The sequence below is a fragment of the Bacteroides gallinarum DSM 18171 = JCM 13658 genome, from assembly GCF_000374365.1.
GTDB lineage: Bacteria > Bacteroidota > Bacteroidia > Bacteroidales > Bacteroidaceae > Bacteroides > Bacteroides gallinarum.
On the sequence record NZ_KB894167.1, the window covers coordinates 1 to 26,405 of the forward strand.

The 26,405-nt window shown below is 51.8% G+C and carries 26 protein-coding genes and 1 tRNA gene; 14 read left to right on the forward strand and 13 right to left on the reverse strand.

Translation table 11 applies throughout. From position 1 onward, the window contains the following. Window positions 1-196: 196 nt before the first annotated feature. From C233_RS0119225 to C233_RS0119245, 4 genes are all read left to right on the forward strand, one after another. A complete protein-coding gene (locus C233_RS0119225; protein WP_018669152.1) occupies window positions 197-736 on the forward strand; it encodes an RNA polymerase sigma factor in 540 nt (179 codons plus the stop codon). 4 nt (window positions 737-740) lie between these two features. After that, window positions 741-1,094 (forward strand): hypothetical protein, encoded by a 354-nt coding sequence (locus tag C233_RS0119230; RefSeq protein ID WP_018669153.1) that lies wholly within the window; start codon window positions 741-743, stop codon window positions 1,092-1,094. A 30-nt stretch (window positions 1,095-1,124) separates the two neighbouring features. Next, a complete protein-coding gene (locus tag C233_RS22930; RefSeq protein ID WP_018669154.1) occupies window positions 1,125-1,763 on the forward strand; it encodes a hypothetical protein in 639 nt (212 codons plus the stop codon). A gap of 210 nt (window positions 1,764-1,973) precedes the next feature. Next, complete coding sequence (locus C233_RS0119245; RefSeq protein ID WP_018669156.1) at window positions 1,974-3,551, forward strand: chloride channel protein; 1,578 nt, start codon at window positions 1,974-1,976, stop codon at window positions 3,549-3,551. On the opposite strand, the gene C233_RS0119250 is transcribed toward C233_RS0119245, so the two are convergent. After that, complete coding sequence (locus C233_RS0119250; protein WP_018669157.1) at window positions 3,548-4,915, reverse strand: TrpB-like pyridoxal phosphate-dependent enzyme; 1,368 nt, start codon at window positions 4,913-4,915, stop codon at window positions 3,548-3,550. The genes C233_RS0119245 and C233_RS0119250 overlap by 4 nt on opposite strands. Window positions 4,916-5,049: 134 nt before the next feature. On the opposite strand from C233_RS0119250, the gene C233_RS0119255 reads away from it, so the two are divergent. The 5 genes from C233_RS0119255 to C233_RS0119275 all read left to right on the forward strand — a co-directional run bounded on the left by C233_RS0119255 (window position 5,050) and on the right by C233_RS0119275 (window position 9,853). Beyond that, window positions 5,050-6,879, forward strand: coding sequence for a TrkH family potassium uptake protein (locus C233_RS0119255; protein ID WP_018669158.1), 1,830 nt, complete (start codon window positions 5,050-5,052; stop codon window positions 6,877-6,879). A gap of 106 nt (window positions 6,880-6,985) precedes the next feature. Next, a complete protein-coding gene (locus C233_RS0119260; RefSeq protein WP_025068917.1) occupies window positions 6,986-7,672 on the forward strand; it encodes a potassium channel family protein in 687 nt (228 codons plus the stop codon). Window positions 7,673-7,929: 257 nt separating this feature from the next. After that, window positions 7,930-8,547: an HU family DNA-binding protein gene (locus C233_RS0119265; RefSeq protein ID WP_018669160.1), complete on the forward strand. Its 618-nt coding sequence runs from the start codon at window positions 7,930-7,932 to the stop codon at window positions 8,545-8,547. Window positions 8,548-8,782: 235 nt separating this feature from the next. After that, window positions 8,783-9,247: an HU family DNA-binding protein gene (locus tag C233_RS0119270; RefSeq protein WP_018669161.1), complete on the forward strand. Its 465-nt coding sequence runs from the start codon at window positions 8,783-8,785 to the stop codon at window positions 9,245-9,247. A 378-nt stretch (window positions 9,248-9,625) separates the two neighbouring features. Beyond that, window positions 9,626-9,853, forward strand: a complete 228-nt coding sequence (locus C233_RS0119275) for a DUF4248 domain-containing protein (RefSeq protein WP_018669162.1) — start codon at window positions 9,626-9,628, stop codon at window positions 9,851-9,853. Between the two features lie 114 nt (window positions 9,854-9,967). Here C233_RS0119275 and C233_RS0119280 read toward each other — a convergent pair whose 3' ends face one another. Together C233_RS0119280 and C233_RS0119285 are read right to left on the reverse strand one after the other, a co-directional pair. Continuing rightward, a complete protein-coding gene (locus tag C233_RS0119280) occupies window positions 9,968-10,441 on the reverse strand; it encodes a copper resistance protein NlpE N-terminal domain-containing protein (protein WP_025068919.1) in 474 nt (157 codons plus the stop codon). 42 nt (window positions 10,442-10,483) lie between these two features. Continuing rightward, on the reverse strand, window positions 10,484-11,779 hold the full coding sequence (locus tag C233_RS0119285) for a hemolysin family protein (RefSeq protein ID WP_026314932.1): 1,296 nt from the start codon (window positions 11,777-11,779) through the stop codon (window positions 10,484-10,486). Window positions 11,780-11,873: 94 nt separating this feature from the next. Here C233_RS0119285 and C233_RS0119290 point away from each other — a divergent pair, with 94 nt between their 5' ends. Continuing rightward, a complete protein-coding gene (locus tag C233_RS0119290) occupies window positions 11,874-12,692 on the forward strand; it encodes an alpha/beta hydrolase (protein WP_018669165.1) in 819 nt (272 codons plus the stop codon). On the opposite strand, the gene C233_RS0119295 is transcribed toward C233_RS0119290, so the two are convergent. Together C233_RS0119295 and C233_RS0119300 are read right to left on the reverse strand one after the other, a co-directional pair. After that, window positions 12,693-13,520: a DUF4595 domain-containing protein gene (locus tag C233_RS0119295; protein ID WP_018669166.1), complete on the reverse strand. Its 828-nt coding sequence runs from the start codon at window positions 13,518-13,520 to the stop codon at window positions 12,693-12,695. Between the two features lie 9 nt (window positions 13,521-13,529). Then, a complete protein-coding gene (locus C233_RS0119300; protein ID WP_018669167.1) occupies window positions 13,530-15,050 on the reverse strand; it encodes a S41 family peptidase in 1,521 nt (506 codons plus the stop codon). 173 nt (window positions 15,051-15,223) lie between these two features. Between C233_RS0119300 and C233_RS0119305 the strand changes: the two genes are divergently transcribed. Beyond that, on the forward strand, window positions 15,224-16,513 hold the full coding sequence (locus C233_RS0119305; protein ID WP_026314933.1) for an O-acetylhomoserine aminocarboxypropyltransferase/cysteine synthase family protein: 1,290 nt from the start codon (window positions 15,224-15,226) through the stop codon (window positions 16,511-16,513). A gap of 35 nt (window positions 16,514-16,548) precedes the next feature. Further along, window positions 16,549-17,613, forward strand: coding sequence for a tRNA 2-thiouridine(34) synthase MnmA (gene mnmA, locus C233_RS0119310; protein WP_018669169.1), 1,065 nt, complete (start codon window positions 16,549-16,551; stop codon window positions 17,611-17,613). A 61-nt stretch (window positions 17,614-17,674) separates the two neighbouring features. On the opposite strand, the gene C233_RS0119315 is transcribed toward mnmA, so the two are convergent. Further along, window positions 17,675-18,337 (reverse strand): response regulator transcription factor, encoded by a 663-nt coding sequence (locus tag C233_RS0119315; RefSeq protein ID WP_018669170.1) that lies wholly within the window; start codon window positions 18,335-18,337, stop codon window positions 17,675-17,677. Window positions 18,338-18,432: 95 nt separating this feature from the next. After that, window positions 18,433-19,023, reverse strand: coding sequence for a DUF4251 domain-containing protein (locus C233_RS0119320; RefSeq protein ID WP_018669171.1), 591 nt, complete (start codon window positions 19,021-19,023; stop codon window positions 18,433-18,435). Window positions 19,024-19,348: 325 nt separating this feature from the next. Here C233_RS0119320 and C233_RS0119325 point away from each other — a divergent pair, with 325 nt between their 5' ends. Further along, a complete protein-coding gene (locus tag C233_RS0119325; protein WP_025068920.1) occupies window positions 19,349-20,422 on the forward strand; it encodes a sugar kinase in 1,074 nt (357 codons plus the stop codon). Between the two features lie 107 nt (window positions 20,423-20,529). Here C233_RS0119325 and C233_RS0119330 read toward each other — a convergent pair whose 3' ends face one another. The 5 genes from C233_RS0119330 to C233_RS0119350 all read right to left on the reverse strand — a co-directional run bounded on the left by C233_RS0119330 (window position 20,530) and on the right by C233_RS0119350 (window position 25,606). Further along, window positions 20,530-21,162, reverse strand: a complete 633-nt coding sequence (locus C233_RS0119330) for a hypothetical protein (protein ID WP_018669173.1) — start codon at window positions 21,160-21,162, stop codon at window positions 20,530-20,532. 260 nt (window positions 21,163-21,422) lie between these two features. Beyond that, window positions 21,423-22,601 carry an MFS transporter gene (locus tag C233_RS0119335; RefSeq protein ID WP_018669174.1) on the reverse strand — a complete coding sequence of 393 codons (1,179 nt, stop codon included), beginning with the start codon at window positions 22,599-22,601 and terminating at the stop codon, window positions 21,423-21,425. Window positions 22,602-22,670: 69 nt separating this feature from the next. After that, window positions 22,671-23,534, reverse strand: coding sequence for a glycine betaine ABC transporter substrate-binding protein (locus tag C233_RS0119340; RefSeq protein WP_018669175.1), 864 nt, complete (start codon window positions 23,532-23,534; stop codon window positions 22,671-22,673). 21 nt (window positions 23,535-23,555) lie between these two features. After that, window positions 23,556-24,383 carry an ABC transporter permease gene (locus C233_RS0119345; protein ID WP_018669176.1) on the reverse strand — a complete coding sequence of 276 codons (828 nt, stop codon included), beginning with the start codon at window positions 24,381-24,383 and terminating at the stop codon, window positions 23,556-23,558. Then, the gene (locus tag C233_RS0119350) at window positions 24,380-25,606 is read right to left on the reverse strand and encodes a quaternary amine ABC transporter ATP-binding protein (protein ID WP_018669177.1); all 1,227 of its coding nucleotides are present in this window, start codon (window positions 25,604-25,606) and stop codon (window positions 24,380-24,382) included. Before C233_RS0119350 ends, C233_RS0119345 begins: the two co-directional genes overlap by 4 nt. A 397-nt stretch (window positions 25,607-26,003) precedes the next feature. Between C233_RS0119350 and C233_RS0119355 the strand changes: the two genes are divergently transcribed. Next, window positions 26,004-26,091: transfer RNA gene (locus tag C233_RS0119355), tRNA-Ser, on the forward strand. A gap of 100 nt (window positions 26,092-26,191) precedes the next feature. Here the strand turns inward: C233_RS0119355 and C233_RS23830 are convergent. Then, a partial coding sequence (locus tag C233_RS23830; protein WP_018668584.1) for a transposase occupies window positions 26,192-26,405 on the reverse strand: 214 nt, incomplete at its 5' end.

The window sequence follows — 26,405 nt, forward strand, 5'->3', positions numbered from 1 at the left end:
TGTAATCCCGTTCTTTTTCTGTAATCCCGTTCTTTTTCTGTAATCCCGTTCTTTTTCTGTAATCCCGTTCTTTTTCTGTAATCCCGTTCTTTTTCCGTAATCCCGTTCTTTTTCTGTTAATAAACGACAAATGTGACCTCCTTCATTTAACTTCTCCGCCTTTTATCTTTCTAACTTGTAAAACCTGGATAAATCGATGATAAACGAAGATAAGATTTGGCAAATATATAAATCCGGCCGCGAGCAGGGCTTCCGATTGTTGGTGGACTGCTTTCAGGAACCGATATACTATTACATACGGCGTTTGGTGGTGTTGCACCAAGACGCGGAGGACGTGTTGCAAGAAGTCTTTATCCGGATATACCGGCATTGGGAACAGTTCCGCCATGAAAGCTCGCTTAGCACATGGATTTACCGGATTGCAACGAACGAGAGCCTCCGCCTGCTGAACAGCCGCCAAAAGCATGAAACCGTTTCTACCGAGGACATTCAGGACACCCTGATATCCCGGTTGAAAGCCTCCGACTATGTGGACTATGAGAACGAGCTTGCCGTAAAGTTCCAGGAAGCTATCCTGCGGCTGCCGGAAAAGCAGCGGCTGGTGTTCAACCTCCGCTACTACGACGAACTCGATTATGAGGAAATCGCTGCCATACTCGACAGCAAGGTCGATACCCTCAAGGTGAACTACCATTATGCCAAAGAGAAGATTAAAGAATACATACTAAATAATTAAGACTATGGAGAGAGATTTCGATTTTGACGATATAGGAAAGAAAACACCCTACCGCGTACCCGAAGGATTCTTCGACGAAATGCAGCGCAATATACGGAAACACGCGTACGGAGCCCATTCGACAAGCCGTCGTTTGTGGATAACCCTTTCTGCCGGGGTAGCTGCCGCGGCGGTAGTGGCAGGCTTGCTGTTCGTGTCGCTCCATTCCGGGCAAGACGGCAGCAGCGGCGATATGCAGGTACTGGAAGCCGGAAACCGTACGGCAACGGCGCTTGCCGATAAATGGATTTATGAAATATCGGACGAGGAGCTGGAAGAGCTCGTCAGCTTCTCCGAAAACGATATATTTTTAAACTAACAGTATTATCTACCTAAAAAAGAAAAGATTATGAAAATGAAATTTATCTACGTATTCCTGGCATGCCTTATGATAGGCAGCCAGCTCGGTCTTGCCGCCCAGAACCAGACGGACAAGGACAAAAACAGGAAGAAACGCCAGACGCCGGAACAGCTTATGGAGCGCCAGACCAACCAAATGGTACGGACGCTGATGCTGGACGATGCCGCCACTGCCAAGTTCGTCCCGGTATATCAGAGCTACTTGAAAGAACTCCGCGAATGCAGGATGATGAACCGCAAGCAGCCCCCCGCAAAGCAGAAAGCGGGAGCGCCGGGAGTGAAACCGGAACCTAAGCCGCTGCCCACAGACGCCGAGATAGAGCAGCAGATAAAAGAACGCTTCGCCCAAAGCCGCAAGATATTGGACATACGCGAAAAATACTACGATGAGTTCAGGAAAATCCTCTCTCCCAAGCAGGTTATGAAAATCTACCAGAAGGAACGGAGCAATGCCGACATGTTGAAAAAGGAGTTCGACCGCAGGCAAAGGCAGGCCGCACAAGGCAAGCACAGGCATCCTGCACACTGTTGTGCACATCCGGCGCACTGCGCACACCCTGCACACTGCGCGCATCCTGCACATTGTGCAAACCCGGCACATCCCGTACCCCCTGCTCCGGAGCCCTGAGGATATTAGTGAAGTTTAGTTTTTCTTACAAGACGGTTGTCCCGCAGCGATACCTATGGGTATCCCCCGGCGGCAGCCGTCTTTTTATGCACCTTCCCGCCGCCTCCCGCCGGCGGAGATAAGAGGTGAAATAAATATAATAGGATACGGCTCCAAAACTTCGCCGGAGTGAAATTGTTGTAAAGGATGCGGATAACAAAGGAAAGCTCCATGAAGTTGTTTCAGAAAATAAAGAATTGGAAAACGGTTCGCGGCTGGCATATCTGGAAATTGAAACTGGTAGATGCCCGGCTGTACTTTGTCAGCATGATTGTAGGTCTGCTGACGGGGCTTATTGCGGTTCCCTACCATTACCTGCTGTACTACCTGCTGCACGTCCGCGGCGATTTTTTCGCATCCCGCCCGGCATGGTACTGGCATATCCCGCTGTTCCTGCTGTTTTGGGGCATACTGGTGTTCGTATCCCGCCTAGTGGGTAGGATGCCCCTTATCGGTGGCGGAGGCATTCCGCAGACACGCGCTGCAATCAACGGGCGGATTACCTACCGGCATCCGTTCATAGAGCTGGTTTCCAAATTTGCGGGCGGAGTACTCTCGTTCTCCGTAGGGTTGTCATTGGGGCGCGAGGGACCCTCCGTACAAATAGGCTCCTACGTGGGCAGCCTCGTTTCGCGGTGGACGCATATCCTGCGGGGAGAACGCAAGCAGTTGCTGGCGGCAGGAGCGGGGGCAGGGCTGGCGGCGGCTTTTGCGGCGCCGCTGGCATCCTCGCTTATCGTTATCGAGTCTATCGAACGTTTCGACGCACCCAAAACAGCTATAACCACACTGCTGGCGGGAGTGGTAGCAGGGGCGGTAGCCAGCCTGGTCTTTCCGGTCAACCCCTACCACCTGATTGAAGTGTCGGAGCCGGCTTTGACCTTTTTCGTCCAGATGAAATACTTCCTCATCCTTGCCGTTATCGTCTCCATTGCCGGCAAAATCTACTCGGCGCTCATGCTTTCGTTCAAGCGGGTATATTCCGCAACCAAGTCGCCCGTTTACGTCAAGATGTTCTACCTGGTACTGGTTGCCTATATCATTTCGCTGATGCAGGTGAACCTGACGGGCGGCGGCGAACAGTTCCTGCTGGAACAAGCCCAGAACGGCAGTACGGACATAATGTGGGTGCTTGCCGTTATGCTGCTGCACTTCGGCTTCTCGGTGTGCTCCGTCTCTTCCGGGTTACCGGGAGGCAACTTTATCCCCACGCTGGTTACAGGCGGCCTGCTGGGGCAGCTCACGGGGCTTATTGCGGTGAAGTACGGCATTATAGGGCACGAGAGCGTATCGTACGTCATGCTGGTATCCATGTCCGCCTTTCTGGTGGCTATCGAGCGTACGCCGCTTACCGCCATAGTCCTGATAACGGAGATAACGGGGCATTTCGAGGTATTCTATCCCTCGGTGGTAGTGGGCGGCCTTACCTATTATTTCACGGAACTGCTCCAGATGCGCCCCTTCAATGCCACCCTGTACGAAGACATGATTAACTCCCCCGATTTCCGGGAAGAAAAACGCTACACGCTGTCCGTGGAAGTGATGACCGGCTCGTATTTCGACGGCAAGCAGGCAGACGGGCTGTCCCTGCCCGCACACTGCGTCATTGTCAGCGTGCACAGAGACGGAAAAAACCTGGCCCCCGCAGGCACATGCCTTATTCCGGGAGACCAGGTGCAGATTGAAATGGATTCGCAGGACATAGAGAAACTCTATGAACCGCTTGTCAGTATGGCGAATATCTATTAGGCAAGCTTGCCGATTTCGTCCAGGTTCTTCCGGATGTCGCCGTCGGTCAGCTCGTAGTTCTGCAAATCGCCGGCAAGGTACTTGTCGTACGACGCCATGTCGATAAGCCCGTGGCCGGAAAGGTTGAACAGGATAACCTTCTCCTCGCCCGTTTCCTTGCATTTGTTGGCTTCGCGGATAGTAGCGGCGATAGCGTGGCAGGACTCCGGTGCGGGGATGATACCCTCTGCACGGGCAAAAAGGCAGCCGGCATCGAACGATTCGAGTTGCTGGATGTCCACCGCCTCCATGTAACCGTCCTTCAGCAATTGCGACACGATAACGCCTGCACCGTGATAGCGCAGGCCGCCGGCATGGATGTTGGCGGGGGCGAAGTTATGCCCCAGGGTAAACATCGGCAGTAGCGGGGTATATCCCGCCTCGTCGCCGAAGTCGTACTGGAACTTGCCGCGCGTCAGCTTCGGGCAGGAAGCCGGCTCGGCAGCGATAAAACGCGTCTGCTTCCCTTCCAGGATAGTGTGGCGCATAAACGGGAATGAGATACCGCCGAAGTTAGAGCCGCCGCCGAAGCAGGCGATAACCATATCGGGATACTCGCCCGCCATTGCCATTTGCTTTTCCGCTTCCAGGCCTATTACGGTTTGGTGCAAGGTAACGTGGCTCAGCACGGAGCCGAGCGTATATTTACAGTTGGGCGTGGTTTGCGCCAGCTCGATAGCCTCGGAAATTGCCGTGCCCAACGAGCCCTGGTGATTGGGGTATGCGGTCAGTATATCCTTCCCGGCGCGGGTAGACATGGAGGGCGAGGGAGTTACCTGCGCACCGAAAGTCTGCATGATGCTGCGGCGGTAAGGCTTCTGCTCGTAGCTGATTTTTACCTGGTAAACGGCGGCCTCCAGCCCGAAAAGGCGGGCGGCATAGGCAAGCGAAGCTCCCCATTGCCCGGCTCCGGTTTCGGTGGTGACGTTCGTTACGCCCTCCTGCTTGCAGTAATAAGCCTGCGGTATGGCCGAGTTCAGCTTGTGGGAACCCATGGGACTTACGCTCTCGTTCTTGAAGTAGATGTGCGCGGGGGTTCCGAGCGCCTTCTCCAACCCGTAGGCACGTACGAGCGGCGTGCTGCGGTAGTACTTGTACATTTCGCGCACTTGTTCGGGAATTTCAATCCACGTATCCGTCTGGTTAAGCTCCTGGCGGCAAAGTTCCTCTGCGAAAACAGGATACAAATCTTCCGCCTTCAGCGGCTGCTTGGTGGCGGGGTTGAGCGGCGGCATGGGCTTGTTCACCATGTCGGCCTGTATGTTATACCAATAATGCGGGATTTCGTCTTCCGGAAGGATAAATCTTTTTGTCTTGTTGTTCATAGTGGTTATACATTAAAAGTGATTGTGTGTCCAAATGTAGCTATTATTTTTAAACCAATTTCTTTTTTCCATTGTTTTTTGTTTATAAAGGCAGATTTGTCTAAGTTTGCCGTGTCTCATCAATCGGTATCTTTATGAAGATTTATCACAAATTCCTCTTGTATCAGAATAAATGGATTCATCCCTATATCCGTGTGGCGCTGGGCGTGATGACCGCCTTGACCTACCTGGCGTCCGTCCTGCTTATCGTAGGTCTGGTATACGAGCACGGATTTACAATATCGGGCGCGGAAGCCCACCGCTTGCAGCGCCTGTACCACGGGGTATGGATAGTGTTCCTGGCGGATATATCCCTGCGCATCCTGCTGGAGTACAAGGACACGAGGCGCACATTCAGCAAGCTGACGTGGGCGCTGACCTTCCTGCTCTACCTGACACTGGTTCCGGTCGTTTTTCATCGCCCGGAAGTAGAGGGAGGCGTGCAGGCAATCTGGGACTTCCTGGACGGCAAGCTGTACCACCTGGCGCTGCTGCTGGTACTTTCCTTCCTGAACTTGTCCTACGGGTTGGTGCGGTTGCTGGGACGGCGCACGAATCCCTCGCTTATTCTTGCCGTGAGCTTCCTTATCATCATATTGGTGGGGACGGGGCTGCTGATGCTTCCCCGTTCTACGGTGGCAGGCATCTCGTGGGTCGATTCGCTGTTCATCTCCACCAGTGCGGTATGCGTTACGGGGCTTACATCGGTGGATGTGGCGTCCACCTTCACCGCTACGGGATTTGTCATCATTATCCTGCTGATTCAAATAGGCGGCCTGGGCGTAATGACGCTGACGAGCTTCTTCGCCATGTTCTTCATGGGAAACACCTCCCTGTACAACCAGTTGGTGGTGCGCGATATGGTCAGCTCCAACTCGTTGAACTCGCTGCTGTCCACGCTGGTCTATATCCTCGGCTTCACGCTGGCGATAGAAGGTATCGGCATGCTCGCTATCTGGAGCGATATCCACGGCACAATGGGAATGGATGTGCACGAGGAGCTGGCGTTCTCCGCCTTCCACTCCATTTCCGCCTTCTGCAATGCCGGATTCTCCACCTTGCCCGGCAACCTGGGCAATCCGCTGCTGATGACGGGGCACAACCCGTTCTACATATACATCTCTTTGCTGATTATCCTGGGCGGCATCGGCTTTCCGATACTGGTCAACTTCAAGGACATCATCCTTTACCACCTGCGCCGCCTTTGGAGATTCCTGCGCACGTGGGAGTGGGACGGCCGCCGCTTCTACCACCTGTATAACCTGAACACGCGCATCGTGCTGATTGTTACGTGCCTGCTGCTGGTGGCGGGTACGGCGGGCATCGCCTTTTTCGAGTGGAACGCCTCGTTTGCCGGCATGCCCGTTGCCGATAAGTGGACGCAGGCGTTTTTCAACGCCTCCTGCCCCCGTACGGCAGGCTTCTCCAGCGTGGATTTGGCGGGGCTGAGCGTGCAGACCCTACTTATTTACCTCATCCTCATGTGGATAGGCGGCGGCTCGCAGTCCACCGCAGGCGGTATCAAGGTAAATGCGTTTGCCGTCGTGGTGCTGAACCTCGTGGCCGTGCTGCGCGGCACGGAGCGGGTGGAGGTTTTCGGGCGCGAACTGTCTTACGACTCTATCCGCCGCTCCAATGCCACGGTGGTGATGTCGTGCGGGGTGTTGTTCCTATTCATATTCGTTATCAGTATCCTGGAACCGGAACTTTCGCTAATGGCGGTCACCTTTGAGTGCGTATCGGCGATAAGCACGGTAGGCTCCAGCCTGAACGCCACCCCTCTGCTGGGCAACGACAGCAAGCTGCTGGTAGCGCTCCTGATGTTTGTAGGCCGTGTGGGGCTGATAACGCTGATGCTCGGCATCATCAAGCAGAAGAAACATACGAAGTACCAGTATCCGAGCGGACAGATTATTATTAACTGATTGAAAGCCGGCGGGCAAGAGCCGAAAGCTGCCGTGCGGAATGCCGCATCGTTTCGCAGGCTTCCGGCTGCCGCCTGCCGCTTCCGATTACCAATATACAACTTATATGAAATACATTATTATCGGTTTGGGAGATTACGGCCACGTGCTTGCCGAGGAGCTTTCCGCCCTGGGGCACGAGGTGATAGGCGCCGATATCAGCGCCGGGCGTGTGGATAGCTTGAAGGATAAGATTGCCACCGCATTCGTAATCGACGCCACGGACGAGCAGGCATTGTCCGTGCTCCCCCTGAACAGCGTCGATGTGGTTATCGTAGCTATCGGCGAGAATTTCGGCGCATCCATTAGGGTGGTGGCGCTGTTGAAGCAGAAGAAGGTGAAGCGCATCTATGCCCGTGCTATCGACGGGGTGCACCGCTCGGTGCTCGAAGCGTTCGGGCTCGAACGCATCCTTACGCCCGAGGAAGATGCGGCGCGCGGCCTGGTTCACCTGTTGGAGTTCGGGGCGGATATCGAGACGTTCCGCGTAGATTCCAACTATTATGTAATGAAGTTCACCGTGCCCGAGAGGTTTATCGGTTACAGCGTGAACGAGCTGAAGCTCGACGAGGAATTCGGGCTGAAACTGCTTGCCTTGAAACGCGCCGAGACTTTGAAGAACTGCCTGGGCATCTCTTTCATAGAGCATGATGTGGTGAACGAGCTGCCCGGCGACGACCGGATACAGGCAGGCGACCAGTTGGTGTGCTACGGGCAGTACCGGGATTTCCGGAAGTTCTGGAAAGCGTTGTAGCCGGCGGCGGAAATATTATTTTTCCTTTTTCTGCGGTTTTTATTGCTTTTCCTGCACGGGAGCAGTACCTTTACTGCCTGATGTTAAACCGTTCCGCCACGGGGTAAGTTTTGTTCTGCCGGGGAGAAAGTTTTGTTCCGTCACGGTGGAATGAAACTTACCCCGTGGCGGAACGGTTTAAAGATACGGCTTTCTCTCTTTGTCACCGTGGGAAGGGATGCCGGGCATAGCGATGGTGAAACTTAACATTGAATGATATGAGTGCTTATTACGAGCTTCTCGAGAAACCCGATATTTGCCGTACCGGGGAGCAGCAACCGCTTTATGCCCGTTTTGTGCCCAAAGGCACCGTAGGCAGGAAGGAGTTTATAGACCGCGTACATCTCTTTACGGGTATCAGCCGCAGTGTGCTCGAGGGTACAATGGCTGCTTTTATGGACGAGCTGCGAGACTGCCTTGCCAACGGCTGGACGGTGGAACTGGGAGAGTTGGGCTATTTCACCCCCTCCCTGAGCTGCCGGCGCCGCGCTATGGAGAAAGACGAGGTGCGTGCTGCATCCGTGTCCTTGCGCGGGCTGAATTTTCGCCTGGGGAAAAGGTTCCATAAGGAGTTGGGCGGGAAGATGAAACTCGAGCGTCGCCCGCAGCCAGCCTCCGCACCGGTGTCTGCCTCCTCCTCCCTGCCGGTGGAGCAGCGTTTGCGGTTGCTTACCACATATTTGCAGGAAAACCCTTGCATCAACCGTGCCCAGTATGCCCGTTTAACGGGGCGCAGCTACAAGCAGGCAGTCTGCGATTTGAACCGGTTTATCGGGGACGGTGTGCTGGCGAGGTATGGAATGGGGCGAAATGTGGTGTATGCCGTAAAAAAATAAAATAAATTTTTTATAGTTTGTACTTTCTTGCTTATCAGTGCATTAACCGGCGCTGACCGCCCCTTTTCTGCCTTCTTTATCCATACCGGAACGTACTGAAACGGAGGTTAAAGCACCATACCGTTTTGCGCCCGACGTATCTTTGTATCGTGGTCACAGAGAAAGGGGTTTTGCAAACTGACGAGCGAACAAAACCGGAAAACAAATTTATCAATCATTTAAAAATTAAAAGATTATGGCATTTAATTACGAAGTGAAAAAGAGAGTGTTCGGTTTTGATAAGACGAAAACGGAGAAGTATGTAGCGCAGATGAAAACGCTGGGCATGGTGGAGTTCGGAGACTTGTGCGATGAGGTTACCAAGATAGGCATGGCGCCGCGCGGTGTGGTGAAAATGGTGCTGGACGGCTTGATAGATACGCTGAACATAAACATCAACAAGGGTTTCTCGGTACAGTTGGGCGACTTCGGCTGTTTCCGTCCGGGGCTGAATGCGAAAAGCCAGGATAAGGAGGAGGATGTGAAGTCGGATACGGTTTACCGCCGGAGGATAATTTTTACTCCGGGACAGTATTTCAAGGAGATGCTGACCCGTGCCAGTGTAACGAGGGCTGTATGGGAGAGCTCGGAGAATGCTTCGGGAGGAGGTTCCAAGCCTGATACCGGCGGAAACGGCGAGGAAGAGAATCCGCTGGGATAATGCGGGCAGCGCTGCTTGCGGCATCCGTAAGCGGACGGACGGCAGGGTATGGACTTTTTTATAGAAAAGTCCGTATTCTTCCTCCGATTTGCTTGACTTCGCCTTCTGGATGTCGTATCTTTACGCTGGCTGTTAAAGTGATTTTTTACGCGGCGGTTGAAGCGATTTTATCCGGCAATCAGAGCGATTTTACATCGGCGGTTAAAGTGATTTTATACCGGCAATCAGAGCGATTTTACATCGGCGGTTAAAGTGATTTTTATACCGGCAATCAGAGCGATTTTACATCGGCGGTTAAAATGATTTTATGCCGGCAATCAAAGCGATTGTTTACACCGGCAGTCAAAACGATATAGTAACGATTAAACCTGCAAAACTATGGAAAATGAAAATGATTTTCGTATCCGGACTTATACCAAGAAAGAACTGGCATGTCTGTATTGTCCCGGTACTACGGCGCGTTGTGCTATCCGCACGCTGACGCGCTGGATTAAGCGCAACCGCGAACTGTATGCCGAACTGCTCCTTACGGGATACCATGTAAGGGTGCGCACGTTCATGCCCAGGCAAGTGGGGATTATCGTGCATTATCTGGAGGAGCCTTGATGTGCCGGTAGTTTTCCGCTCCCGCCGTGTATCTCCGGCAGCAATAAAAAAGGAACCGTATCGTTACTCTGAGTAGAGTCCGATACGGTTCTTCGGGTATGTACGGTGTCCTTTTTATTGTACCTGGACAATGTCGTAGTTCAAATCGCTGACGGCTTCTTGCAGGCTGTCGTTTACCAGCCGCAGGGTAGTGTCGTTAACAACGACGAAGTACACGGGAGAGTCGCCGTTGTCGGGAGTCAGCTTATAGGCCGTTTTCTTTTTGTTGCCGGCGTCTTTCCGGATAACCTGGCGTTTGCCCGTGGAGGTGAAGGATTGGTTTTTCCCCTTTCCGGCGGCATCCAGGTAGGTCGTAACCAGGGTATAGCTGCTTTCACCGTTAGGGCCTATGCTGTCTACGCTCAGCACGTACTGTATGCCCGGGCCGTCGGCGGCAGGAAGGATGCCTTCGTAAACGGCTACTGCGGATGAGTCGTTGCCTGCAACGGCCATGACGCCTTCGTCCATGGGGGCGTTGTTTTGATTTCCTTTCGATTGGCAGGATACCAATGCAGCGGCAATCGCTGCAATCATCATTACTTTTTTCATTGCTTTAATGGTTTAAGTTAATATTAAGAGACGCCGGTAGCGTTATTCTTCTTCATCGTCCCGTTTTATAACGAGCAGCTTATCCACCCTGCCGCGGTCCATATCCACTATCTCGAATTCCAGGTTCTTGTAGCTGAAGATATCGCCGGCTTTCGGAACCCTTCCGATAAGGAACATCGCCAGCCCGCTCAGGGTGGTGAAGTCCTCTTCTTTCAGGTCGTCGTAGTTCAGTATGCCCATTGCTTCCATAAAGTCGTCTATGTTCATAGATGCCTCTACCAGCATGGAGCCGTCTGCCCTGGTAACGATGTCTTCTTCTTCCGTTTCGTTCTCTTCCAGGATGTCGCCGAAGATACTTTCCGTCAAATCGTGCAGGGTGATGATGCCCTCTGTATTTCCATACTCGTCTACAACAACTCCGAACTTGTTTTTGTTCTTCTTGAAAAGCTCTAAAACTTTCTTGGCATACAAACTTTCCGGTATGAACAGGGGCGGGCGGGCGATTGCACGCAGGTTGAACGGTTGCTCGCCGCCCAGCATCAGGATGATGTCTTTCACGGAAACCACGCCTATGATTTCGTCCTTGCCGCTCTCTACCAGCAGGTATTTGCTGAAATGTTCGTCGTGGATAATCCGCAGGACTTCTTCCTGGGTGTCGGTGGGATGCAGCACTATCACGTCGCGGCGGTGCGTCATCAGGTCGTTGGCGCGTTTGTCGGAGAAGCGGAATACGTCTCGCAACATTTCTGTTTCGTCCTTGTCTATAACGCCTTGCTCGGAGCTTTGGTGCAGAATCATTTTCAGCTCTTCCTGGGTCATCTGCCGCTCTTCCCCGTCTTTCAGCCCGATAAGCCTGTTAGTGAGTTTGGTAGAGGCGCTGAGGAGGCATACGAACGGGTAGGACACTTTGGTCAGGATAATCATGAACGGGCTGAGCAGGGTGGCGTAGCGCTCCGGGTTGTTCAGCGCCATGGATTTGGGAACCAGCTCGCCGATAATGAGCGACAGGTAGGTGATGACTGCCACGACGGTAATCATGGCGAGGTCTTTGGCGTACGTTTCCAGCCCGGGAATCATCGCGAATAGCGGAGCTACGCTGTCGGCTATGGCTACACCGCCGTACGCACCCGATACGATGCCTATTAATGTGATGCCGATTTGAATGGTGGCGAGGAATTTCTCCGGTTCTTCCAGTTGTTTCAGGACGCCTTTTGCGCTTTTGTTTCCCTTGCTTACAAGGGTTTCTAAACGTGCTTTACTTGAAGATACTAATGCGATTTCGTACATGGCAAAGATGCCATTCATGATAAGTAAAAATAGAATGATAATAAATTCCATGTTTGGATTACAAAATTGTTTGTGCACAAAGATAATGTTTTTCGAATATTTATTGTTAATATTGCCATCTCTTAAGAAGATTAAACATTTTAACATGAAAAGCAGGTATTTTTTATTCGTTTTTTTGCTGCAAGCGGCAGCTATATGCGTACAGGCTGCCCGTGTGGATACGGTGTTCGTAAAGAGTGCTTCGATGAATAAGGAGGTAGAGGTGGTTTATATCCTTCCCGACAAGTCCGTTGCCGGAAGCCCGCAGGCTTGTCCGGTGGTGTATTTACTGCATGGGTATGGCGGCAATGCGCATACTTGGCTCGGGCTGAAACCGGAGCTGCCCCGGATTGCCGATGAGAGGGGCATCATATTCGTGTGTCCCGACGGCGAGAACAGTTGGTATTGGGACAGCCCTAAGGATGCTTCTTACCGTTACGAAACTTTCATTTCGTCGGAGTTGGTGGATTATACGGATGCGCATTATGCCACGGTTGCGCAGAAGCGGGCACGTGCTATCAGCGGCTTGAGCATGGGCGGGCACGGCGCGTTGTGGAATGCTATCCGCCATAAGGATGTTTTCGGGGCTGCCGGAAGCATGAGCGGCGGGGTGGATATCCGTCCGTTCCCGGAGAACTGGGAGATGAAGAAGCAGTTGGGCGAGCTGGCGGCGAATAAGGAGGTGTGGGATAGCCATACCGTTATCAACCAGGTAGGCAAGCTGGCTAATGGGGACTTGGCGCTAATTATCGATTGCGGCGAGAGCGATTTCTTCCTGGAGGTGAACGAGGCGCTGCACGGGCGTCTGCTGGAGAATAAGATAGACCACGATTTCATTACCCGTCCCGGCGGGCATACCGGGGGGTATTGGAATAATTCCGTGGATTACCACATTTTGTTTTTCAGCAAGTTCTTTAGCAGGTGATTATTCGATTGTATAGTTTACGGTACGGGTGTAGCTCGTACCGTAGCTGTTTGTGACCTCTTTGCAGGAGGTGATGAGGTTGCGCCCGTCGAAAGAGTAGGTGTAGCGGGTTACTTCGCGGCTTTCCGTATTTCCGTCGGGGATGATTTCGTCTGTCAGCACTTCGAAAGGTTCTCCCAGCAGTTTGCCGTACAGGGCGGCGGTATGCAGTGAGAGCGGGTACAGGCTGGTGAGGAACAGGGCGGGAACTTCGGAACGGTTCGGCGTGCCGTTGTAGGACGCGGCTGTATAGGCTTGCTCGTAGGTGTCTGTATGCTGTACGATGCGCAGTGCCCGTAGGTTGCTGTAATCTATGTCGATAGAGGCGTAGGGTTCGCCGTTTATGCTTTCTGCCAGGTGTTTCAGGTAGCATTTGCCTTCGATGTCGAAGTAGGAGAAGGTGTAGGTGCGGGTAGTGCCTGCTTCTTGCCGTGTGCACTGCACGGCATAGCCCCGGTCGTTCAGGAGGTAGGTGGATACATTGCCGAAGTTGTCCGTTACTACGGCTTGCTGCCCGTCGTAGGTTACTGTGGCGTAGTTTTCTATCTTCATCGTTTCGCCTTGCACGGAATAGCTCTGCACGGTGGTGGAGCCGGTCAGCATGCCTCGGTCGTACAGATAGGTCTGGGTAGTGGTTACCGTGGGTACGCCTGCCTCGGCGGGGCTGTTTTCCGACAGTTGGATTTTGGAGAAGGGTACGGCGGGACGGTTGTCGCTGCCGTCGGTATCGTTCTCGCAGGCGGTTATGCCGATAGCCGCCACCAACAGGGCAAGGGTGAGTTTTTTCATTGTTTTCCGTTATTTTACAATCAGTCCTTTGCGGACGTTCTTTTTCGTTGCGAAGCTTTTTACTGCGGTTGTGCCGGCTTGCGGCTCGGGCAGTTCGATAGCACCTGTAATAACTCCCAGGGCTGTATTGAGGAGTATCTCATAGGGACTGCCCAAGGGGAGGTAGTATGGCAGGTAGGAGGATTCGTTGACGGAGATGTCCGGCTTGAATCCCGTGCTGTAGTCTGCTTCGCCCTCGGAGTTGAATACTTCGCACACTACCGGGCGCACTGCCCACGGGTATTTGGGGTTGATGAAGGTTTCCGTGGCTACGTATTCGCCTTTGGTGCTTTGCCCGATGAGGATTACCGTCATATAGGGTTTCAGGCAGTTGATAAGCATTTCCGCAGCGCCGGCGGTGGTTCCGCTGGTAATGATGTAGACTTTGGAGAGGTTCAGGTTGACGCCTCCTTGCAGGAGCTGCGAATCCAGTATGAGGTCGCGGTTCTTGGCGCTTTGCTTGTCGTTGTACTGCAAGAAGGCGAAGGGGCTTTCCAGCTTGTCTGCGGGTACGAGGATGTCTGCAAGGAGTTGCACGCATTCCATTTCTCCGCCGGCGTTGTAGCGGAGGTCGAGCACGAAGTCGTCGATGCCCTCCTGCATACATTGCCGGGAGAAGGTGCGCAGTTCGTTGTTGTATTCTTCGCTGTTTTCCGCAGTACCGGCAGTGAAGGAGTTGTATGCCAGGTAGGCTACTTTATGGCCGGCGAGTGTTATAAATCCCTTCTTGTAAACGGCTTTTTCCGTTACGGAACGGACGGCAGGCAGTGTGACGTCTCCGATTTCCTGTATAACTCCTATGCCTTCGTCCTCATCTTCTTCGTCGTTGCTATTGTCGTTGTCGTTATCATTGTTGTCGCTATCGTTATCGTTGTCGTTATTGTTGTTGCCATTATTATTGTTGTCGTTATCCGTATCTCCGCTTTCTCCCGTTTCCGTGTCTGCATCTCCTTCTCCTTCCGCTGGTTCCTGGCTCTCCTCATTCTTCACTATCACGTACTTGCCGATGCGCAGTTTCCGTGTGCCGCCGTCTGTCAGCCGTTCTTCCGTTTTCTTGGTAATGGAGTCTCCGTCGATGAGCATTATCCAGTCGCCGCGCTCTAATCCGGCGTCTTCTGCCGGGGAGTTTAATGCGACGTAGGAAACGAGTGCGTTATAGGTGGTGTCACTGGTGGCTACCTTGTATAGGGTATAGTCGAAGCCGTAGCTGGGCAGGGGAGCGTCCGTTATCGTATCGACGGTCGAGAAATTCTTGTCTTTCGATGATAGGATGCTTTTCAGGAAGGCTTCCGGGTCTTGGAAGTAGTTCAGCTCTTTGGAAGCGGGGATATCCTCGTACCACAGGTAGACTTCCCGCATCAGGCTGTCCATCCACAGGTCGCGCCCCGTCAGCGGGTAGTATTCCTTCCAGCGGTCTTCTCCGCAGGAGAACAGGCTTGTCAGTGCAAGGAGTCCCAGCAAGGGGAAAAGTAGCAGCTTCCTTTTCTTCATCGGTCTCTGTGTCATTTGGTTTTCGCCCGCAAAAATAACGAATAGTTCTTGTTTCTACCACAAATATGGTATAAAATTCCCTATCATATGTCATTGGCTGCATGGTTTTATCCCTCTATCTTTGCGATGTCCGAATGAGGAGGCTTATTATTCAACTATAAATACGAATGACAATGGAAACAAAGAAATTACATTTTGAGACGTTGCAACTGCATGTGGGGCAGGAGCAGCCCGACCCGGCAACGGATGCGCGCGCCGTGCCTATCTACCAGACTGCCTCGTACGTGTTCCACAACTCGGCGCATGCCGCCGCGCGCTTCGGCTTGCAGGAGCCGGGCAACATTTACGGCAGGCTGACGAATCCTACGCAGGAGGTGTTCGAGCAGCGTATCGCAGCTCTCGAAGGGGGTGTTGCGGGGCTGGCTGTGGCTTCCGGTGCGGCGGCTGTGACTTATGCTTTCGAGAATATTACGCGTGCCGGCGACCACATCGTGGCTGCCAAGACGATTTATGGTGGAACGTACAATTTGTTGGCGCATACGTTGCCCGCTTATGGGGTTACGGCGACTTTTGTAGACCCTGCCGATTTGTCCGGCTTCGAGCGGGCTATCCGGGAGAATACGAAGGCTGTGTTTATCGAAACGCTGGGAAATCCTAACTCGAACATCATCGACATCGGTGCGGTTGCCGGGATTGCCCACCGCCATAAGATTCCTTTGATTGTGGATAATACTTTCGGCACTCCTTACTTGCTCCGTCCTATCGAGCATGGTGCGGATATCGTGGTGCACTCCGCTACGAAGTTCATCGGCGGGCACGGTACTTCGCTGGGTGGCGTTATCGTAGATAGCGGCAAGTTCGACTGGGTGGCTTCCGGCAAGTTTCCGCAGCTTACCGAGCCCGACCCGAGCTATCACGGCGTGCGTTTTGTCGATGCGGCGGGTGCGGCTGCGTATGCCGTCCGTATCCGTGCCGTCTTGCTGCGCGATACCGGGGCTGCTATCAGTCCGTTCAATGCGTTTATCCTCCTGCAAGGGCTGGAAACTCTTTCCCTGCGTGTGGAGCGCCATGTGGAGAATGCGCTAAGGGTGGTGGAGTTCTTGAAAAGTCATCCTAAGGTGGCGGCTGTAAATCATCCTTCTTTGCCGGAGCATCCGGGGTATGCGCTGTACCGGAGGTATTTTCCCCGCGGGGCGGGTTCTATCTTTACTTTCGAGGTGAAGGGGGGAGCGAAAGAGGCGCAGGCTTTTATCGACAGCTTGCAGATTTTTTCTTTGCTGGCTAATGTGGCGGATGTGAAATCGCTTGTTATTCATCCTGCCACTACCACTCATTCGCAGTTGAACGAACGGGAGCTGGAGGAGCAGGGCATCACGCCGGGCACGGTGCGCCTTTCTGTGGGTACGGAGCATATAGACGACCTGCTGGATGATTTGTCGCAGGCGCTGGAGAAGATTTCCTGACGATTTCTTGACGTATATAAAGTTTCAGATATATCATGGATATTGCCGTTTTATTGTCCGGAGGCGTAGACAGTTCTGTTGTCGTGCATCTTCTTTGCGAACAGGGGTATCGTCCTTCGCTGTTTTACATAAAGATAGGGAAAGGGGATGCCGGTTATACGGATTGTCCGGCGGAGGAGGATATGGAAATCGCTTCTGCCATTGCCCGCCGTTACGGGCTTTCGCTGGAGGTTGTCGATTTGCACCGCGAGTATTGGGACAGGGTGGCTGCTTATGCTATCGATAGGGTGCGGCGCGGATTTACTCCGAACCCGGATGTGATGTGTAACAAACTTATCAAGTTCGGCTGTTTCGAGCAGCAGGTGGGCAGGGATTTCGACTTTACGGCGACCGGGCATTATGCCGTTACCGTCCGTCGGCAGGGGAAGGTCTGGCTGGGAACTGCTCTCGACCGGGTGAAAGACCAGACGGATTTCCTTGCGCAGATAGATTATCTACAGGTTTCGAAGCTGATGTTTCCCTTGGGCGGGTTGATGAAGCGGGAGGTGCGCGACATCGCTTTGAAGGCGAAGTTGCCCAGTGCCCGCAGGCGCGACAGCCAGGGAATTTGTTTTTTGGGGAAGATTGATTATAACGGGTTCGTCCGCCGTTTCCTGGGCGAGAAGGAGGGCAGGATTGTGGAGCTGGAAACGGGAAAGGTGTTGGGCGTGCACCGTGGTTATTGGTTCCATACTATCGGGCAGCGCAAGGGGTTGGGGCTGGGCGGAGGTCCCTGGTTCGTGGTGCGTAAAGATACGGAGGAGAATGTGGTTTATGTGTCGCACGGTTATGATACGGAACAGCAGTATGGGCATGGGTTCCGTATGAGGGATTTCCATTTTATCACGGAAAATCCGTGGGAGGCTGTGAAGGGGGAGATACCGGTAACGTTCAAGATACGCCATACGCCGGAGTTTGCCAGGGGCAGGCTGGTGCAGGAGGCGGCAGGTTGCCGCATCGTTTCGGAGGAGAGGTTGCAGGGGATAGCTCCGGGACAGTTCGGCGTGGTGTATGATGAGGCTTCCAGGCTGTGTATCGGAAGCGGGGAGATAGGGCTGTAAGGCGGTGGGAGTGCTGGGAGAGTCGGGAGCGTTAGGAGCATCGGGAGTGTCGGGCTGCGCTTTAGATATAGTATTCCACTAAATCCACGATGCCTGCTTTCATGGCGTATTTGGTGGCTTCGTGCGCGTTGTTCACGCTCAGTTTCCTGAAGATGTTCTTCCGGTGGCTGTTCACGGTATGGAAGCTGAGGTTTCTTTCGGCGGCAATCTCTTTGGTTGTTTTTCCCAGTGCGATTTCTTTGAGTATGCTGCGTTCGGCAGGGGTCAGCAGGCCGTCCTGCAAAGCCGGGTGCGAGGCGGATGCCTGGCTGTTCCTCGCAAGCAGCAGGTTGCTGACGTGATTGCATATGAAGCGTTCCTTGCGCGATGTGCATTGCAGGGCGGTGAGTATTTCTTCTTTGGAGTTGTCTTTCAGTATGACTCCGAATGCGGTGCTGCCGAATAGTATTTGTTGCAGGAAACCGATACTCAGTTCGTCGGAGAACAGTAGCCAGTCTGCCTTCTTGAAACGCTCGTGCAGCACAATCAGTTCGTCGGCGCCGGTGAAGTCGAACAGCGTATAATCCAGTATTACCACCGCTTCGGGGTGCAGCCGCAGTTGTTGCACGAGTTCTGCCTTGTTGCCGGCATCCAATAGCAGGGCTGTTTCTTTCTGCTTGCCCAGCAGAAACATCATGCCTGCCTTGGTTATATCCTGGTTGTCTGCGATGATAAATTCTCTCATAAACGAATGTATATATGTATATAAAAACTCCGCTGCAAATGTACGCTTTTTAAGCGATTTGCAGCGGAGTCGGGAATATATATATTGTAGTGGGCTTACCAAGAACGTCCCTTGAAGATGTTCGACTGGTTCAAGGGCAGCAGGCTGCCGCTCAATGTCATGGTGTTGGAGTTGAAGTTCGGACTGATTGTGACGGTTGCATTATTGCCGCCGTTAGTCAGCGTGAGGAATATTTGCGCGGAGATGCCGATGCCCTGGATGCTGAAGTTGCAGTTTATATTGCCGCGTTTGTCGGTAGATGTTTTCATTTCCGATACAGTACCGTCCACCGTTACGCCGCCGATGCCGTTGGGACCGGGGTAAACTGTATTGAAGGCTACTTGTACCGTACCCCGTCCCTGGTTCACCAATACGAAGTTGGTGTTGGAGGTTACGAAAGCGGTCTGCCCGTTGCGGAACATTACCTGGTTGGCTTCCAGGACGAACTTCTGTGCTTTCAGCGCTGCTACGGCGTCGTCGTAGGATACGGCATCGGCTGCCTGCTGTTCTGCTTTCAGGCGGGCGCGCTCTGCGTCTCTCTGGGCTTTACGGTCTGCACGGCGTTGCGCGCTACTCTCTTGTGCATATGCGGTAGTTGCTACCATGCTTACTAATACTAATGCTGCTAATGCGATAAACTTTTTCATACTTAATCTTTTTGTTTAGGTTTATATTATATCGTTCGTTATAAGTTTATTACAGAAACAATTCTCCGCCGGGATTGTTCACCGGCTTTTTATTATTTTATGTCCGGCGGCGGCAAGGGCATGTTCGTTGCAGTACGGCGATGCCGAAGGGGAGGGCATACGGTTACTCTGTTCTGACAATATGATATGATACGGCAGCTATACGGTATCCGGTATTCTTCTCCTTTCCGGTTCTACCGATAAAAATTATTAATTCTTTGTGTTTAGTCGGATATTTGATAGTATATTTGACTTCTTATTGATGTATTCGGATATAATAAGGCTTATGAAAAAGAATTCCCTTTCTACCGGTAAGAAAGTCGTTACTTTCGGTGAGGTCATGCTACGGCTTACTACGCCGGGGTTCCGTCGTTTCTCCCAGACCAATGAGTTTATCGCTACGTATGGCGGCAGCGAGGCGAATGTGGCGGTGTCGCTGGCGCACTTCGGTATTCCTACGGAGTTTGTAACCCGTTTGCCCGATAATGCAGTGGCGCGCGCCTGCATCGCTTCGTTGCGCGCCTGCGGTTTGAGGACGGACGGCATCGTATTCGGCGGCAAGCGCTTGGGGTTGTATTACCTGGAATGCGGCGCTGCTTTCCGGAACTCCAACGTGGTGTACGACCGTGAGGGTTCCTCCTTCGCAACGCTTCGCCCGGGTATGATTGATTGGGAGAGTATATTTGCCGATGCCGGCTGGTTTCATTGGTCGGGTATTGCCGCCGCTCTTTCACAGGACGGTGCGGATGCCTGCCGCGAGGCGCTCGAGGTAGCCGACCGCATGGGGCTTACCATTTCCTGCGACTTGAATTTTAGGAAGAAGCTTTGGAATTATGGACGTACGGCCGCCGAGGTGATGCAGCCGTTAGTGCAGTACAGCGATGTGATTTTCGGCGCCGAACCGGAGTACCGGGAAATTCTTGGCGTGCAGCCCGTGGGTTTCAGGGCTACCGGTGCGGACGATAGTTCTTTCGAGTCCGATTTGCCTTCCTTTGAAGTGTTCGGGCGGGAGGTAGCGCGGCTCGTTCCCCGTTGCCGGAAGGTTTTTCTGGAATTGCGTAATTCCGTTACGTCCAATCATAACCTGCTTGCCGCCGTTCTTTATTCTGACGGTACTCTGAAGCATACGGGCATTTATGATATCGAGCACGAGGTAGACCGCGTGGGGGCGGGCGATGCTTTTGTCGGCGGTATGATATATGGTTTAATCACCTATCCGGACGACGACCAGAAGGCATTGGAGTATGCGCTTGCGGCTTCTGCATTGAAGAATACCGTTTATGGGGATTTCAATCTGGTAACAGCGGACGAAGTGGAAAGTCTGATGAGCGGAAATACATCGGGAAGGGTGTCGAGATAGGAAAGGCATTGCCCGTAAACGATAGCCCCTTTCCGCTATATTCCATGCTCTCTTGTAGGATAGGAGGCGGATAGCGGAAGGGGGCTTCGGTGTTTTTCGATAGCAGTTTATACTTCTACTACGGTTTCCATTGTTTCCGGTTTCGGCTCTGCTGTCAGGTTACGGTAGATAATGGCGTTGCATCCGAGTGCCGCCACTGTGTAGACTATGACGATAAGGAATAAGAGCAACATGGCGAATCCGCCGTCTGCAATGCTGAATATAATCCGGGAAAGGATGTAGAAGGCTATGCCCAGGATGAATGAAACGCCGAATATCGTCCATTTATAGCCGTAAGTGGCTTTGTTGCTCTGAATCATCGCTTCGCCCGGAGCCACACCTTTGTCGAGTAGGATATAGATTGCGAGCGACCAGCCTATGGATATGATGATACCCGGTATGAGCATGAAAAATAAAGCAGGGATAATGGCGAGGTACATCAAACCTATCAGTGTGAAGTATTCTCCCATGAATTTGCGGTATTTTCCGTCGAAGATAAATAGGGGAGAGATTACTTTGCCTTTGCTCAACTCAATGGGAATGGTGGTCATGGCAATGGAAGTGCCGACGTTTAAGTAGGGAATCCAGATTGTAAGCAGCCAAAGTACGGTGGCTCCCAGCATGGATGCCGCATTCTTGATGCCTAAACCGATACCTTCGGAGAGAACTCCCGTCACTGTAATTTTCTTTTGTGTGTCCATAATACGATAGGTTTTGATAAATATTTATTAAATTATACCTGTTTTGACAAATGTATAACTTTTATCGGAAGAACCAAAATATATTGAAATATCTTTTTGGGTAAGAAAAGAAAAATGCACTACTATGGCTTGCCGAGTAGTGCATTTTTCTTTTATCGTATTTCTGTGCGGAACGCGGTATTATTCCTTGTACCAGTCCTGGTTCTCTTTGCCGTTGCTGGTAACTATATGCAACGATTGAAGGATGTACAGTGTCTTGGTTATTTCTCTTTGTAGCAAATGGTAATCAGGAGCGATAGTACGGTCAGGGCAGTACCTATGCAGGTAACGCCGCCCCAGCCTCCCGCCTGCCAGCAACTGCCGGCAAGGAAAGTTCCTAACGAACCACCTATAAAGTAAGTCGTCATGAAAATAGTGTTTACCCGGTTGGACGCTGAAGGGCAGATATCGAAGATGCTGGTTTGATTGCTGAGCTGGATACATTGCATGCCGATATCAATCAGTATGACACCTGCAATGATGCCGGCATATGTGTTTCCGCAGAAATAGAGCGAAGCCCATGCCGATAGGATGAGTCCGCAGCCTATGAAATTGAAGTTGCGTATTCCTACCTTTTTTACATATTTTCCTACGAAAGAGGCGGTCAGCGCACCTGCTATCCCGCATAATCCTAAAATACCGATGATATCGCTGTTGGCATAAAAAGGCGCTTCGCCCATTTTGAAAGCGAGACACGACCACATGGCCAGGAAAGAGCCGAATGCGATGCCCGCGCGTATGGAGTAGATACGCAGGGACGGATATTTCTTGATAAGGGAGAAAAGAGATTTCATCAGGTCGCTGTATTTTCCAGGAAAAGTCGGCCGTATGTCCGGCAATACTTTCAGAACGACGAGGGCGCACAACAGCATCATGCCTGCGGCGATGAAGTACATTTCGCGCCAGCCCAGCACCTCGCCTACAAACCCGCTGACAACGCGTGAGGCAAGTATGCCGGTCAGCAGGCCGGAGATGACGATACCTACATTGCGGCCTTTATTCTCCGGGCGGGAAAATTGCGAAGCTATCGGTACGAAAATCTGCGGTATCATGGAGCAAATACCGGTAATGAACGAAGCAGCCCAGATGATATGGATGTCAGGCGCCGTAGCTATGGCGATGAGCGAGAATACCAATAAGGTAAAGTTTATCAGGATAATCTTCTTCCGCTGGTAAAGGTCGCCTAACGGAACGATGAATAACAACCCCAAGGCATACCCCGCTTGCGTTATCATCGCAATAAGGTTCGTCTTAAATTCGGATACGCCTAACTCATGGCGTATCACATTCAGCAAGGGCTGGTTGTAGTATAAGTTTGCAACGGATACGCCCGCTACGATAGCGAGCGTCCAAAGTATATGCGCCGGCAATCCGCCGTTTTCTTTTAATTCCTCTTTCATGCGGCAAAGATAGCGAAAACAAATTAAATCCCATTCCGGTTCCCGGAGCCGGACGGGTGGCGCTCCATATCAATCTTCCCTCTGCCTTACCGGAATCCAACTGTTTACCAGTTCCCGGTTCTCCTTCATCCATTGGCGTGCGGCATAAGTTTCCGTTTTCTGTGTCTGTTCCACGGCAGTCATCAGCGAGCTTATCTGCCGGTCGGTCAGCCGGATGTTCCGTAAAAGTCCGGCGGCAAACGGGTCTTTCTCGCTGAACCCTTTCCAGGCTACGGTATGAATGGACTCGGCTTTTCCGTACACACGCTTGGGGTCGTCGAGCACTTTTAGCTTATAACGTCCGAACATCCAGTGCGGAGTCCAGCCGGTCACTACTATCCATTCCTGCTTCTGAATGGCTTTTCCCAGCGATGTAGTCATGGCAGGAGCACTTGCGGTCTGTAACTTATACTCCAATCCGTACTCATCCAAAGCCTTTTCGGTTGTTTTCATAATCCCTGCCCCAGCATCGATGCCGATGATTTTGCCGGCAAACCGGTCTTTACACCCGTTCAGCTCTTCGATAGACCGGACGGTAACATATTCCGGTACTACCAGGCCGATGCGTGCGTTATCGTATATATCGCCGATGACTTCCAGCTTATCGCCGTACTGTTCCATATAATCGTGCATGGTTACCGGCATCCATACATCCATGAACACATCCGCCTTTTTGCGCGATAACGAGGCGAAGATAGGAGCCAGGTCTGCGTTCAGCATTCTCACGTCGTACCCCTGTTCCTCCAATATCACTTTGGCAAGGTGAGACATTGCGATGCCTTCCGACCAGTTGGCATAAGCTATACTGATTTTCTTGTTGTTGCCGAGGTCACCGCAAGCTGCCGACAGCAAGGCTGCCAGCAACAGTACGGCTATCATTTTTATCTTATTCATATTGCTGATTCCTTTCCTTTTCTATTGTTTTTTCTTTTTACCCTGCGCCATTCCCTGGGTAATGCGGTCTAACACGATAGCCAGTATGACGACAGCTATGCCGCCTTCGAAGCCGAGTCCGATTTTCATCTGCGTAATACCTTTCAGAACGATTTCTCCCAGGCCGCCGGCCGAAATCATCGCGGCAATCACCACCATGGACAAAGACATCATGATTGTTTGGTTTATTCCCGTCATTATGGTGGGCAGGGCGAGCGGTAGTTGTACCTTGTAGAGCAACTGCCAGGGAGTGGCGCCGAATGAGCGCGATGCCTCCACTACATTTTGGGGAACCTGCCGTATACCGAGCCCCGTCAGGCGCACTACGGGCGGCATTGCGAAGATTACGGTAGCGAATGCTCCCGGTACGGTCCCCAGCCCGAAGAACAGCACCGCCGGAATCAGATATACGAAGGCAGGCATCGTTTGCATGAAGTCCAGTATAGGCCGCATAATCTTATTGCACCGGTTGCTGTTGCCCGTCCAGATACCCAGCGGCACTCCCATTAACAAGGCGAGGCAGGTAGACGACAATACCAGAGCCAATGTCTGCATGGTTTCCTGCCAAAAGCCCATTCCGTAAATCAGCAGCAGTCCCAGAACAGTAAATACGGCTGTGCCCTTGCCGGATTTCAGCCAGGCGAGGACTGCCAACACTGCGATAGTGATGTAAAAGGGAATTCCGTACAGCACATGCTGGAAACTGTCTATAAAGCTGCCGATACCTATGCTCAGCGTATCGAAGAAAGTGGCGAAGTTCTCGGTAAGCCAATTAATGGCCATTTCTATATATTGTCCTATATTTATCATAATTCTATTGCGTTTTGAATGATTTCATTGATTTCTTCCTTGTTCTTTCCGGTCATTTCGATGATAAGCGAAGATAGAGGGACTACCCCCTGGAATTCCCGGTTCCCATTCACTACCCAGATAGGAGAGTTGGTATGCGTCATAAGCGGCAATATATCCTCGAGTATGGTATCACTCAGTACGGAATGCACCTCATGGCGTACCGCGGTATCTATGGAGCGGATTTGCTCCTTTCGCAGCTTTACCAGGTCGCTCAGCCTTACCTCCCCGACCAGGATGTTGTTGGCATCTACCACCGGCAATACAGTCAGGTTGCGTTCGCGCATCTTGCGGATTAGCACCTCCGGACCTTCCTTTCTCAGCCGTGCCACAAGCGGCTTGTCAATCATTATGGAACTTGCGGTGATAATCTTGGAGCGGTCTACATTCTCCACGAAGCGCGCTACGTATGCATCGGCAGGCTCCGTCAATATCTCTTCCGACGTACCCGTCTGCACTATTTCGCCGTCTTTCATAATGGCGATGCGGTCACCCAATTTAATGGCCTCGTTCAGGTCGTGGGTGATAAAGACGATTGTCTTCTTCATCTTAGCCTGTAACATCAGCAGCTCATCCTGCATCTGTACACGTATCAGCGGGTCCAGGGCAGAGAAGGCTTCATCCATTAACAGCACTTCTGGATTGTTGGCGAGGGCACGCGCCAGCCCTACACGCTGCTGCATACCTCCGGAGAGCTGTCCTACCATTTGATTTTCATACCCTTTCAGCCCCACTTGTTGCATGCATTCCATAGCTTTCTTCTCGCGCTCCCCCTTTTTTACCCCTTGCAGTTCGAGACCGAAGGCGATGTTGTGCAATACGGAGCGGTGAGGCAGTAACCCGAAGTGCTGGAATACCATAGCAAGCTCTTTTCTGCGTATTTGCAGCAGCTCCTGCCCGGAAGCTTTCGAGATATCCGTGCCGTCGATTATTATTTCTCCAGAAGTAGGGGATATCAGGCGGTTTATACAGCGGAGCAAGGTTGATTTTCCGCTTCCGGACAATCCCATGATAACGAATATTTCGCCTTCGCCGATAGAGAGGTTTACATCCTTTACGGCAACGGTACATCCGGTCGCCTTCAATATCTCCTCTTTGCTTTTACCTTCTTTCAACATTTTCTCTGCCTTATGCTTCTCTTTCCCGAAGATTAGGTATAGGTTTCTAATTTCTATTTTGCTCATAATAATATTGTTTATTTTAGACAATGGTTTAGGTTTGCATTTCATATTCAGGCCGGGAGCCCTCGTCTTACTCTGTCTGTCCTGGGCAGGACGAGTAAATATGGAATTAAAATGAAGTATTTGCCGTTTACTTATATAAACGTGCCTGGATATACTTTGTTCAGGAATGTATAAAAAAATCCGCCTTGTTTGCGGATACGGAACCCTGCTTGCAGAGACAAGGCGGGGAGAACGGCAGAAACTGCAATCGCCCTTTTAAGCAAGACAAACGAAGTAGAAAAGATGATTATCGGTACTTTTTTATCTAGGCGTAACCGAAATAATATGTATTGGAGCGATTATTTACGCCAAACATTTGGTAAATCCGAAAACTTCCCCTACTTTTGCGCCCCGATAGGGAGAGATGCTCGAGTGGTTGAAGAGGCACGCCTGGAAAGCGTGTATACCCCTAAAGGGTATCCGGGGTTCGAATCCCCGTCTCTCCGCATTGGTTTTTAATCAATATTTTGTAAGTTAAAGGGGTTGTGTCAAAACGTTGGCACAACCTTTTTTTATGATTTATAGTCCTACTATCTTTTCTTTTGCTTATGCTGCTTTTTTCTCATTCATTTGGTAAGAAGTTGCCATCTTCCACTTGTAGCGGTTTATAAACAGCCCAATAAGCATAGATTTAGCAAATGTAATAAGTCCCTTTCCTGCTTTTCGCATTTTTGCACACATCTTTTTGATATTAAAAGCTATGGCAAAGAAGGCAAAGTCCATTGTCACCTTGTCTTCTCCCACATGCCGGAACCTTCTG

What these genes read in the sequence shown, in the direction of transcription:
- C233_RS0119225 (WP_018669152.1), top strand. Translation starts at nt 197, where the DNA reads ATGATAAACGAAGATAAGATTTGGCAAATATATAAATCCGGCCGCGAG.
- C233_RS0119230 (WP_018669153.1), top strand. Translation starts at nt 741, where the DNA reads ATGGAGAGAGATTTCGATTTTGACGATATAGGAAAGAAAACACCCTAC.
- C233_RS22930 (WP_018669154.1), top strand. Translation starts at nt 1,125, where the DNA reads ATGAAAATGAAATTTATCTACGTATTCCTGGCATGCCTTATGATAGGC.
- C233_RS0119245 (WP_018669156.1), top strand. Translation starts at nt 1,974, where the DNA reads ATGAAGTTGTTTCAGAAAATAAAGAATTGGAAAACGGTTCGCGGCTGG.
- C233_RS0119250 (WP_018669157.1), bottom strand. Translation starts at nt 4,915, where the DNA reads ATGAACAACAAGACAAAAAGATTTATCCTTCCGGAAGACGAAATCCCG.
- C233_RS0119255 (WP_018669158.1), top strand. Translation starts at nt 5,050, where the DNA reads ATGAAGATTTATCACAAATTCCTCTTGTATCAGAATAAATGGATTCAT.
- C233_RS0119260 (WP_025068917.1), top strand. Translation starts at nt 6,986, where the DNA reads ATGAAATACATTATTATCGGTTTGGGAGATTACGGCCACGTGCTTGCC.
- C233_RS0119265 (WP_018669160.1), top strand. Translation starts at nt 7,930, where the DNA reads ATGAGTGCTTATTACGAGCTTCTCGAGAAACCCGATATTTGCCGTACC.
- C233_RS0119270 (WP_018669161.1), top strand. Translation starts at nt 8,783, where the DNA reads ATGGCATTTAATTACGAAGTGAAAAAGAGAGTGTTCGGTTTTGATAAG.
- C233_RS0119275 (WP_018669162.1), top strand. Translation starts at nt 9,626, where the DNA reads ATGGAAAATGAAAATGATTTTCGTATCCGGACTTATACCAAGAAAGAA.
- C233_RS0119280 (WP_025068919.1), bottom strand. Translation starts at nt 10,441, where the DNA reads ATGAAAAAAGTAATGATGATTGCAGCGATTGCCGCTGCATTGGTATCC.
- C233_RS0119285 (WP_026314932.1), bottom strand. Translation starts at nt 11,779, where the DNA reads ATGGAATTTATTATCATTCTATTTTTACTTATCATGAATGGCATCTTT.
- C233_RS0119290 (WP_018669165.1), top strand. Translation starts at nt 11,874, where the DNA reads ATGAAAAGCAGGTATTTTTTATTCGTTTTTTTGCTGCAAGCGGCAGCT.
- C233_RS0119295 (WP_018669166.1), bottom strand. Translation starts at nt 13,520, where the DNA reads ATGAAAAAACTCACCCTTGCCCTGTTGGTGGCGGCTATCGGCATAACC.
- C233_RS0119300 (WP_018669167.1), bottom strand. Translation starts at nt 15,050, where the DNA reads ATGAAGAAAAGGAAGCTGCTACTTTTCCCCTTGCTGGGACTCCTTGCA.
- C233_RS0119305 (WP_026314933.1), top strand. Translation starts at nt 15,224, where the DNA reads ATGGAAACAAAGAAATTACATTTTGAGACGTTGCAACTGCATGTGGGG.
- mnmA (WP_018669169.1), top strand. Translation starts at nt 16,549, where the DNA reads ATGGATATTGCCGTTTTATTGTCCGGAGGCGTAGACAGTTCTGTTGTC.
- C233_RS0119315 (WP_018669170.1), bottom strand. Translation starts at nt 18,337, where the DNA reads ATGAGAGAATTTATCATCGCAGACAACCAGGATATAACCAAGGCAGGC.
- C233_RS0119320 (WP_018669171.1), bottom strand. Translation starts at nt 19,023, where the DNA reads ATGAAAAAGTTTATCGCATTAGCAGCATTAGTATTAGTAAGCATGGTA.
- C233_RS0119325 (WP_025068920.1), top strand. Translation starts at nt 19,349, where the DNA reads ATGAAAAAGAATTCCCTTTCTACCGGTAAGAAAGTCGTTACTTTCGGT.
- C233_RS0119330 (WP_018669173.1), bottom strand. Translation starts at nt 21,162, where the DNA reads ATGGACACACAAAAGAAAATTACAGTGACGGGAGTTCTCTCCGAAGGT.
- C233_RS0119335 (WP_018669174.1), bottom strand. Translation starts at nt 22,601, where the DNA reads ATGAAAGAGGAATTAAAAGAAAACGGCGGATTGCCGGCGCATATACTT.
- C233_RS0119340 (WP_018669175.1), bottom strand. Translation starts at nt 23,534, where the DNA reads ATGAATAAGATAAAAATGATAGCCGTACTGTTGCTGGCAGCCTTGCTG.
- C233_RS0119345 (WP_018669176.1), bottom strand. Translation starts at nt 24,383, where the DNA reads ATGATAAATATAGGACAATATATAGAAATGGCCATTAATTGGCTTACC.
- C233_RS0119350 (WP_018669177.1), bottom strand. Translation starts at nt 25,606, where the DNA reads ATGAGCAAAATAGAAATTAGAAACCTATACCTAATCTTCGGGAAAGAG.